Here is a 7,029-nt window from a genome sequence, read left to right as displayed (position 1 = left end):
TAGCAGGAAGAATCCATCCCGTGGTGAACGCACTGCAGGAACTGATCAAGCGCCGGCTGGAGCAGCGGGGCTGGTCGTACGGTGAGGTGGCGCGGCGCGGTGGTGTCCCGCGGTCGACGGTGCATCACCTGGCGACGACCGCGCGGGTGGCCCGGATGCCGCAGCAGTCCACGCTGGAGGGTCTGTCACGGGGCCTGGAACTTCCGTTGGAGGCGGTACGCCGGGCCGCGGCCGAGGCCTGCGGGATCCACCTGTACGTCGAGGACGGCACCGGCACCACCCCCGACCCCGAGGTCGCCACCCTCATCGCCAGCGTCCAGCAGCTCTCCGAAGCCGACCGCCGACACGTCGCCGCCCTCGTCGAATCCCTCCTCCGCAGCTCCACGGAGCCCCGGTCGCAGGCCGGTCCGGAGTCCGGCTGACCCTTCGGGGGCGCACGCGGGCGCAGGGAACATCGCAACGCCAATCGCCGCCCGGCGCCTACTGCGGCTGGCCCGGTCCGTCTGGTGCAGCAGCGTGCTGATTTGGCCGTTGCCGCCGTCCGCTGACCGGTACCGCGCGTTCGATTGGCCATGCCCATGCCGTGCCTGACGGGGCGTGTGGTGGTGAAGTAACCCAGAACGGACAAAGAGTGGGGAGCGCGGGGATACTCTCTCCAGTCTCGGGACGAGTTCGCGGACCCGAGGCCTCCGGTGAGAGGGGTGCACGTGCTTGTCGTTCAAGGGGCGACCGCCACCGCCGTCGTCCGCCACCGGACCGGAGAGCCGGTGGTCCTGCTTTCCGGCGAACTCCCCGCGGTCCTCACGACGGCCGCCCTGAACGAACTGCTGAATCTGGCGGCGGCCGTCCTCACGGCCGAGGAGATGGCCCTCTTCCGCAGTTGCCTGACCGCACTGCGTTGCGGGGAGAAACTCCAGGAACGCCGTATCGAGGTCAGCGGCGCCGTCCTCACCGTCTACAGCAGCTGACCGGCAGTGGCTGACCGGCGGGGCGGGCGGAACGGAATGCGCACAGGGGTGGGCCCCCGGGAAAGTCCCCTTCCCGGGGGCCCACGTCATGGACGGCGGGTTCAGTAGCGGTAGCGGCAGTCGCAGTCGCGGTCCAGCCAGGAGCGGCCGAACCCGAAGCGGTCGTACCGCTGGTGGGTGAAGCCGTAGCCGCGGCCGTGGCCCCGGCCGCGGTCCCGGCCGCGGTCCCGGCGATCGTCCCACCTGCCGTACCCCCACAGGCGTGGCCCGCAGCGACCGCGGTCGCCGCCCCAGCGGCCATGGTCCCCGCCCCAACGGCCGTAGTCCCCGCCCCAGTTGCCGTGGCCGGCGCTCCGGTAGCTGGCGGACGCGGAGTGGGATGGGGCGGCCGATGCCGTCGCCGTCATGGGGACCGCCATGGCGACCGTGGCCAGTGCTGCCGTTGCGGCAGCGCGAACGAGTTTTCTCACCGCATTTCTCCTCAAACTCGGTGAATTGCCGGATGGCCCGCCAGACGTTACTCGGGACTCGTGCGGCATTCAGTCCGCCGATCGGGGACGGGCGGCCGAACGGGTGACGGGCCGTCATGCCGCCGATGCGTCCGGAAAACCGCCTCTGAGCTTTGGCGGCGAATATTCTTCGAGCCCTCCGGACGGATCCGGAAAACACTCTCCAGGGTGATCCGCATTCGGCATGTCGCCCTCATCCGGCCATTTTTGGAAATGCCCCGGGAAATGCAATCCAAAAAATCGGAATGCGGGTCGGATCAGCTGCTGTAGACGGTGAGGACGGCGCCGCTGACCTCGATACGGCGTTCCTGGAGTTTCTCCCCGCAACGCAGTGCGGTCAGGCAACTGCGGAAGAGGGCCATCTCCTCGGCCGTGAGGACGGCCGCCGCCAGATTCAGCAGTTCGTTCAGGGCGGCCGTCGTGAGGACCGCGGGGAGTTCGCCGGAAAGCAGGACCACCGGCTCTCCGGTCCGGTGGCGGACGACGGCGGTGGCGGTCGCCCCTTGAACGACAAGCACGTGCACCCCTCTCACCGGAGGCCTGGTGGGCCCAAGCGCCTCGGGGATCGAGAGGATAGCCACCGGTTCGTCGTGCTTCGCCCCGTCTGCCGGGACTTCCCCAGATCGGGCAGGGGGCGGATTGACCCGTTCGGGTGATATCCGGTGGGTGGGGCCGACTGCCCGGGACGCCGCCGCCGGCGCTCCCACCTGTCGTTTCCCTTGCGCCGTCGTCCTGTTGACGGACGGTCACGGATCCGAGTCGCTTGCCGGGGCCGGAGTGCCCGGCTACTGTCCAACGCCGTCAGACAGATCGTCCGGTGTGGATGGACGGGTTCTGGGACCCGATCCCTGTCCGCACCCTCGTCCGAAGGATCCCCGAATGCTCGACATGCGTGAGCTGGACACCGAGTCCGCGGAGCTGCTGCCCGGCCGCGAGGCCCTGGGCAAGCTCAAGTTCAGCTTCGTCAAGACCACGCACGTGACCAAGCACGTGGCCCACGTCGACGCCCACAACGAGTCGCTCGCGGCCAACGAGTGGTCGCCGTACGCGGTCGCCCAGTCGCAGGCCACCCAGGCCATCAACATCAAGCAGTAGTCGGCGCTCCACCTCCTTCCGCATACCGAGAAAGGTATCCCCCCTCATGAACATGGACCAGCTCGACGCCGAGTCCGCGGAGCTGCTGCCCGGCCGCGAGGCCCTGGGCAAGCTCAAGTTCAGCTTCGTCAAGACCACGCACGTGACCAAGAACATCGCGCACGTCGACGCCCACAACGAGTCGCTCGCGGCGAACCAGTTCTCCCCGTTCGCGGTCGCCCAGTCCGAGGCCACCCAGGCCATCAACATCCGCCAGTAACAACACCCGTACGTGTGCGGACCGCGCCCGTCGTGGCGCGGTCCGTCTCGGGAGGAAGAGCAGGACGGTGACGGAAAGTCACATTGCTCAGGGCCCCGGTCCCACGGGGACGGCGGTGTACGGCGCGGACGTGATCGGACCCGCCCCCTTCGACACGGGCTTCCCCGTCCCGCGGCTGGGCGCGGGCCTGCAACTCCTCGGCGAGTACAAGGGTTCGGGGACCACCGAACCCCGGTACATCGTCCGCCGGGGGGACGGGCAGGTCGTGCAGCTGAGCCGGCTTCTGTACCTGGTCGCCCGCGCCATCGACGGGCGGCGCGACACGGAGGCCATCTCCCACCGGGTGAGCGGGCGCTTCGGCCGTGAGGTCAGCGCCGAGAACGTGCACTACCTGATCGAGAACAAGCTCCAGCCGCTGGGTGTCACCGTCCCCTTCGGGCAGGAGGACGACCAGGTCACCGGGCCCACCGCGGACCTCCTGCTCGTCCTGAAGGGCCACCGCGTCATCTTCCGCGAGCGGCAGGTCGCCCGGATCGCCCGCTCCCTGGCCTGGCTGCACCGTCCCCTGGTGGTGGCCCTGGTGCTCGCGACGGCGGTCGCCATGGAGATCTGGCTGTTCGCCCTGCACGGGGCGATGACCCCGGTGCTCCAGGTGCTGGAACAGCCGGTGCTCATGCTGGTGGTGTTCGCGCTGACCGTGGCCTCGCTCGTCTTCCACGAGTTCGGGCACGCCTCCGCCTGCCGCTACGGCGGGGCCCGCCCCGGGGCCATCGGCTGCGGCATCTTCCTGATCTGGCCGTCGATGTACACCGACGTCACCGACGTCTACCGGATCGGCCGGGGCGGGCGCATGCGCACCGACCTGGGCGGCGTCTACTTCAACGTCGTCTTCATACTGGCCCTGGCCGGTGGCTACTTCGTCACCGGGCAGTCCTTCTTCCTCGCCGCCATCTACCTGGCCCACTTCGAGATCATCGAGCAGCTGATGCCGGCCGTCCGCCTGGACGGCTACTACATCCTCGGTGACCTCGCCGGCGTCCCGGACCTCTTCGGCAAGATCAAGCCGATCCTGCGCAGCATGCTGCCGGGCCGCCCGGTGCCGCCCGAGGTCTCCGACCTCAAGCGCTCCGCCCGGATCATCGTCACCGTCTGGGTGCTGACGATGGTGCCCCTGCTGCTCGCCGAGCTCGGCTACGTGCTGTGGAACCTGCCGCGCCTTCTCGAGACGAGCCTGCGGTCCCTGGTCGAGCAGCTGACCGGAACCGGCTCGGCCTTCGCCGACGGCCAGTTCGCCGCGGGGACGGTCGGGGTCATCGGCAGCCTCATGCTGGTCTTCCCGCTGGCCGGCGCGGCGTACCTGTCGGTGCGCCTCGGGGGCCGGCTCGTCCGCCACGTCGTCCGCGCCACGGAGGGGAATCTCCGGCTGAGGCTCCTCATCGGCGGAGCCACACTGGCCGGAGCTGCGGCGCTGTGCGCCGCGTGGGTGGGCGGGGTGACCCCCAAGCCGCTGCCTCCGCAGCCGCCGATCGCCCCCATCCTGCAGCCGGGGGTGCCCGAGATCCGGCCCCTGCGCCCCGTCGCGCCCGCACCGCTGCCGAGCGTCACCACACCCCCGGTGACCGTGGCCGTGGGTGAGCCCTCGGCGACCGGGCCCTCGGCCTCACCCTCGGAGTCCGGCTCCGCCGGCGCCTCCGCGTCGGCGAGCGGCAGTCCCTCCCCGGCCAAGTCGCCGAGCCCTCGGCCCTCGCGCAGCGAACCCGAGCCGAGCAGCACCCGGACCACGGCCACGGCGGGGCCGAGCCCGTCCGAGAACTCTCCGACCGCCTCGCCGTCGGACTCCGCGACGCCCTCGGAACCCCCCCTCCCGAGCTTCACCGTGTCCTTCCCCGCGCCCCTGCCCAGCTGACGCGGGCCGGCGCCCTCCCTCCCACCGATATTCCTTCCATCCGTACAGGAGAAGTCCGTGACGCACCGAAAGCCCCGCACCAGCACGGTGGGCCGCCAGGCCGTCCGGCTGGGCTTGCTGACCACCGCCGGCCTCGTCGCCCTCGCCACCGCGGCCCCGGCCGGCGCGGCACCGGGGTCGCGCATCCCCCGCAGTGTGGGCGCCGTCGTCGACGAGGCGCACACCCTCGCCAACCGGGCGCACCCGGTCCAGTACGACGAGGAGTTCTCGATCCACGAGTTCGGGCCGCTCGTCGCCGCCGCCGCGCACAACCGGGCGGTCGCCGCCTCCGTCGGCTGCTCGCTCTCCCGGCCGTGCCGTTCGATCGCCCTGTCCTTCCAGATCGTCACCACCTCCGGTGTCGACCTCCGGCGGATCAACGCCACGAACATCAGCCGGGCCGTCAACCAGCACTGCGCCGGATGCCAGACCTTCGCGGGCGCCTACCAGTTCATCGTGGCGACCCCGCGGCCGCTCACCCTGAGCGCCCGCGACCGGAACCGGCTCGCCGACATCCGGCGCAGGGTGGCGGAGCTGAGGCGGTGCGGCGACCCGGTCCCGGAGATCGAGCGCCGTGCGGACGCGCTCGCCGCCGAGGTCAGGGCCGTCCTCGACCGGGCCGCGGCGGCGGTGCCGGCCGGAGCCGGCGCCAGCCCGCTGCGGGAGTTCCGGCCCACCGTGACCATGCACCGCCACGTCAGCTGACGCCCCCACGCTTCCGGGCCGGGGGCGCGTCCCTCACCTCCCCAAACCCCCAGACGGGTCCCCGGCCCGGGACCACGACCGGCCTTCGGAGGCATGAAGTGCCCAGACGATATCCGCCCGAGCTGCGCCGCCAGGCCCTCGACCTGCTGGTCGCCGGCGAGCCCGTGAAGAAGGTCGCCCTGGACCTCGGCCTCGGCGACCAGACGATCTACCAGTGGCGGCGTACGCACCTGCCGCACCTGGGCAGGCCGCGGCGCTCGCCGGTGGGCGCCGGCGAGCTGAACGCGGCCCGCAGGCGCATCACCGAACTGGAGACCGAACTCGCCGTGCACCGGCGGGTGACCGAACTGCTGCGCGATGTGGTGTCCCCAAAAGGCGATTCGAGGCCGTGCAGGTGATGGCCGGTGAGGGTCTCCCGATCCGGACCGCGACGCGCGTCCTCGGCATCTCCGAATCGGGGTACTTCACCTGGCGCGGCCGGCCCCCGTCGGCCCGCTCCACCCGGCACCTGTGGCTGACGGACCTCATCGCCTCCATCCACTCCGCCTCGCGCGGCACCTTCGGCTACCGGCGCATCCACGAGGAGCTCACCCTCCGGCACGGCGTCACCATCAGCCACGGCACCGTGGAGCTGCTCATGCGGCGCGCCGGGCTGCAGGGGCGCCCCGGCGTGCCCGACCGGCTCTGGGTGACCGACGCCGTCGAACTCGCCACCGGCCAGGGCGAACTGCTCTGTGTGATCGTGCTCGACGCCCACGCCCGCCGGCTGATGGGCTGGAGCACCGGCTCCGCACCGGCCGCCGCCGTGGCGGCGGACGCCCTGAGCAGGGCGGTGCTGCGGCACTCCGTCCACCCCGGGCCCCGGCCCGAGGGGCGCTTCACCACGCTCGTCTTCACCGAACGCGCCCACGCCCGGGGGCTGGCACCGCCCACCGGTCTGGTCGCCGACCGGAACGACCACGCCGTGATCGGAGCCTTCTGGGCCCGGGCACGGACCGAACTCCTGGACCACCGCGAATGGCACAGCCGGCTCGACCTCACCACAGCCCTGTCCGATTACTTCGAGGGAATCCGAGTATGACCGTGGACCGACCGACGCCCCCGTTGCCGATCTCCTACCTGCTGCGCTCCCAGATCCGTCCGGGCCAGACCCTGCCGCCCACCCAGGCGCACCAGGTCATGCTGCACTGCGCCCTCGACGCCGCCGGCGTCCCGGTCCGCCGGGACGACGCGGACGCCGTCGCCAGGATCGCCGAACTCGACTACGCCACCGTCAACGCGGTCATCGCGTGGTTGCGCGTCGTCAGACCGGCGGCGTGCTGAATGTCCGGGACCACCCCTGCGGGGCGCCTGCTGCCGCGCCTCGCGTACGGTCGCGCACTGCTCGGAGCGCTGACGGCGCCCCGGTTCGACCGGCCGCCGGCCGAACCGATGACCTCGCTGTGCGGCCTCGACCGGAGCGGCTTCCTGCACCGCTGCCGCTCCGCGGGCCGGCTAGGACGGGGTGGAGCTGCGGAGGAGGGATTCGACGAGGGCGGCGACGTGTCG

The 7,029-nt window shown here is 71.5% G+C and carries 12 protein-coding genes; 10 read left to right on the top strand and 2 right to left on the bottom strand.

Translation table 11 applies throughout. The annotated features are described in order from the left end of the window. Positions 1–422 (top strand): helix-turn-helix domain-containing protein (locus CHF15_RS43625; protein ID WP_245939382.1); only part of this gene is annotated, 422 nt, incomplete at its 5' end. Positions 423–707: 285 nt separating this feature from the next. Next, positions 708–968 carry a hypothetical protein gene (locus tag CHF15_RS43620; RefSeq protein ID WP_089229501.1) on the top strand — a complete coding sequence of 87 codons (261 nt, stop codon included), beginning with the start codon at positions 708–710 and terminating at the stop codon, positions 966–968. 101 nt (positions 969–1,069) lie between these two features. Here CHF15_RS43620 and CHF15_RS45415 read toward each other — a convergent pair whose 3' ends face one another. Both CHF15_RS45415 and CHF15_RS43610 read right to left on the bottom strand, forming a co-directional pair. Then, positions 1,070–1,438: a hypothetical protein gene (locus CHF15_RS45415; protein WP_179280272.1), complete on the bottom strand. Its 369-nt coding sequence runs from the start codon at positions 1,436–1,438 to the stop codon at positions 1,070–1,072. Between the two features lie 296 nt (positions 1,439–1,734). Then, on the bottom strand, positions 1,735–1,995 hold the full coding sequence (locus tag CHF15_RS43610) for a hypothetical protein (RefSeq protein ID WP_089229501.1): 261 nt from the start codon (positions 1,993–1,995) through the stop codon (positions 1,735–1,737). A gap of 361 nt (positions 1,996–2,356) precedes the next feature. On the opposite strand from CHF15_RS43610, the gene CHF15_RS43605 reads away from it, so the two are divergent. From CHF15_RS43605 to CHF15_RS45585, 8 genes are all read left to right on the top strand, one after another. After that, a complete protein-coding gene (locus CHF15_RS43605; RefSeq protein WP_179280271.1) occupies positions 2,357–2,572 on the top strand; it encodes a hypothetical protein in 216 nt (71 codons plus the stop codon). Between the two features lie 46 nt (positions 2,573–2,618). Next, positions 2,619–2,831, top strand: coding sequence for a hypothetical protein (locus CHF15_RS43600; protein WP_018563646.1), 213 nt, complete (start codon positions 2,619–2,621; stop codon positions 2,829–2,831). Positions 2,832–2,898: 67 nt separating this feature from the next. Continuing rightward, on the top strand, positions 2,899–4,737 hold the full coding sequence (locus tag CHF15_RS43595) for a zinc metalloprotease (RefSeq protein ID WP_410169696.1): 1,839 nt from the start codon (positions 2,899–2,901) through the stop codon (positions 4,735–4,737). Positions 4,738–4,794: 57 nt separating this feature from the next. Next, positions 4,795–5,481: a hypothetical protein gene (locus tag CHF15_RS43590; RefSeq protein ID WP_089229496.1), complete on the top strand. Its 687-nt coding sequence runs from the start codon at positions 4,795–4,797 to the stop codon at positions 5,479–5,481. A 98-nt stretch (positions 5,482–5,579) separates the two neighbouring features. Beyond that, positions 5,580–5,879: a transposase gene (locus CHF15_RS43585; RefSeq protein ID WP_089229495.1), complete on the top strand. Its 300-nt coding sequence runs from the start codon at positions 5,580–5,582 to the stop codon at positions 5,877–5,879. Beyond that, the gene (locus CHF15_RS43580) at positions 5,879–6,562 is read left to right on the top strand and encodes an IS3 family transposase (protein ID WP_089229494.1); all 684 of its coding nucleotides are present in this window, start codon (positions 5,879–5,881) and stop codon (positions 6,560–6,562) included. The genes CHF15_RS43585 and CHF15_RS43580 overlap by 1 nt, the downstream gene beginning before the upstream one ends. Further along, the gene (locus CHF15_RS43575; RefSeq protein ID WP_089229493.1) at positions 6,559–6,804 is read left to right on the top strand and encodes a hypothetical protein; all 246 of its coding nucleotides are present in this window, start codon (positions 6,559–6,561) and stop codon (positions 6,802–6,804) included. The genes CHF15_RS43580 and CHF15_RS43575 overlap by 4 nt, the downstream gene beginning before the upstream one ends. Next, the coding region (locus CHF15_RS45585; RefSeq protein WP_220093410.1) for a hypothetical protein at positions 6,805–7,029 on the top strand (225 nt) is incomplete at its 3' end.

Origin of the sequence: Actinacidiphila glaucinigra, from assembly GCF_900188405.1 — a bacterium.
GTDB classification, from domain to species: Bacteria; Actinomycetota; Actinomycetes; order Streptomycetales; family Streptomycetaceae; genus Actinacidiphila; species Actinacidiphila glaucinigra.
This window is presented reverse-complemented; position numbering and strand designations above follow the sequence as displayed.